Origin of the sequence: Protofrankia sp. Cj3 (assembly GCF_917627355.1) — a bacterium.
Lineage (GTDB): Bacteria > Actinomycetota > Actinomycetes > Frankiales > Frankiaceae > Protofrankia.
In genome coordinates, this window is the sequence record NZ_CAKJTR010000080.1 from 8,367 (window position 1) to 10,237 (window position 1,871).

Annotated in this window: 1 protein-coding gene and 1 pseudogene; both read right to left on the minus strand. The window is 68.9% G+C overall.

What is annotated here, in order from left to right; translation table 11 throughout:
* Nucleotides 1–189, minus strand: a pseudogene (locus MJ783_RS12815) (hypothetical protein); the annotation flags it as partial.
* Nucleotides 186–1,691 (minus strand): ferric reductase-like transmembrane domain-containing protein, encoded by a 1,506-nt coding sequence (locus tag MJ783_RS12820; RefSeq protein WP_239310651.1) that lies wholly within the window; start codon nucleotides 1,689–1,691, stop codon nucleotides 186–188. The pseudogene MJ783_RS12815 and the gene MJ783_RS12820, both read right to left, overlap by 4 nt.
* Nucleotides 1,692–1,871 lie beyond the last annotated feature (180 nt).

Genomic DNA, 1,871 nt, shown 5'->3' on the forward strand with positions numbered 1-1,871 from the left:
GGTGCTGGTGCTGGTGCGGTAGCTGAACAACAGCACGAGGCCGGCGACCGTCGATGCGACGGCGAGCACGATGCGGCGCATGCCGGAGTCCTTTCTGAGGCTGCCGTGGTTGTGGTCTGGACGCCGTGGGCGGGGGACGCGCTCCCGCGAGTCCGCCAGACCGCGTCTCCCGTCCCGCGCGCAGCTCACCAACGGAAGCGTTCCAGGTGCAGCTGTTCGGATGGGACCCCGGCCAGCAGCGCCGCGTCCCGTACGGCGTCCATCCAGGCGTCGGGACCGCAGATGAACACGTCGTGATCGGCGATGTCGGGCACGATCTGCCGCAGCGCGTCGTCGTCCAACAGGTGGGAGAAGCGTTCCGGCAGCCATGACGAGCGGTCCGGCGAACGGTGCCCAGGCAGGTAGATGACGCGGACGCCGCGTTTCGCGGCCAGCATGTCCAGCTCGTAGCGGAAGATGAAATCCTCCTCGGTGCTGGCCCGGTAGACCAGCGTCGCTTCACCGGGGGAGTAGTCGAGTTCTTCCAGCAGCGCTCGGACCGGGGTGATGCCGATACCGGAAGCCATCATCGTCAGGCGGCGTCGTTGGCGGACGGCAGCGGTGAGCCGGCCGTAGGGGCCCTCGATGAGTACCCTGCTGCCGGGCCGTACGCGGGCGAGTGCGCGGCTGCCGTCCCCGAGGTCCTTCACGGTGATCCGCAGCCAGCGCGGGTGCGGCGGTGCGGACAGCGAGTAGGGATGCCCGCGTGACCACCCTGGTCCGGTCATGAACCGCCAGATGAAGAACTGCCCAGCACTCGCGTGCATCCGTTCGATCGCCTGGCCGCGCAGGTGCAGGGACACGACAGCGGGCGCCTCGGCGACGACGCGGTCAACGACGAGGCTGTGCCGCCAGGTGCGCAACGCGGGCAGGCCGAGGCGGAACACGATGATGCTGCCGGCCGCGGCGGCGTAGACCGTCCACCAGTACACCCTCGCCCACGCTGTCGAGGTGAAGTCCGCGCCGGTCCACAGCTCATGGGGGATGGACAGCCCCACCCCGAGGTAGGCGTACAGGTGCAGCAGGTGCCAGGACTCGTAGCGCAGCCGCCGTCGGGCCGCGCGCACCGAGGTGACGACGACCATCACGAGCAGCGCGAATCCGGTCGTTGCCAGCAGCATGCCGGGGTAGTTGGCGATGAGGTCCCATGCCTGGCTGACGAGGCCGGTCCGGGCCGACGCCGCATAGCCCAGGATGATCAAAACGATGTGGGCGAGCACCAGGTTGAACGAGGCGAAACCAACCAGGCGATGACGCCGGGTGAGTTCATCCTGGCCGTAGCCGCGTTCCACCCAGGGAATGCGCGCCATCAACAGCACCTGGATGAGCAGCAGGTCCGCGGCGACCAGTCCGGTGAGCCGGCCGAGACCGGTCAGGATGCCAGCGCTCCCGGTGAGGCTGGCGATGCCGCCGTGCGCGAGCCACAGGGCCACCACGACGATCATGCTCGCGTACGCGCACAGGCCGGCCACGTCGCGCCACCAGTGCCGCGGTGCGCACGGATGGACCGCGGGCGAGGCTGGTGGCGCCGATACTGTGCCGGGGGCGGTGGTGGGTACGGACAGTGGCGCGCCTATGGGTGGCTGTGGGTGCGTGGTGGCGGCCTCGGCTGACTCCGGATGTTCGGATGACCCCAGCATCATCAAGCTCATGGGCTGCCCTCCGTGTCCGCGCCCGACCGTGCCGGCGCTCTGACATTGATGGTGGGCAACGGGACTTCAGCGATGCTGAACACAAGCTGTGAGGTTGCTGGGTTCTCCAGGGTCTCCCGGACATTCCCGTATCCGGATCTCCGCCGGCCGACCGGGCTCGCCTATCGGTGGGTGCATCTA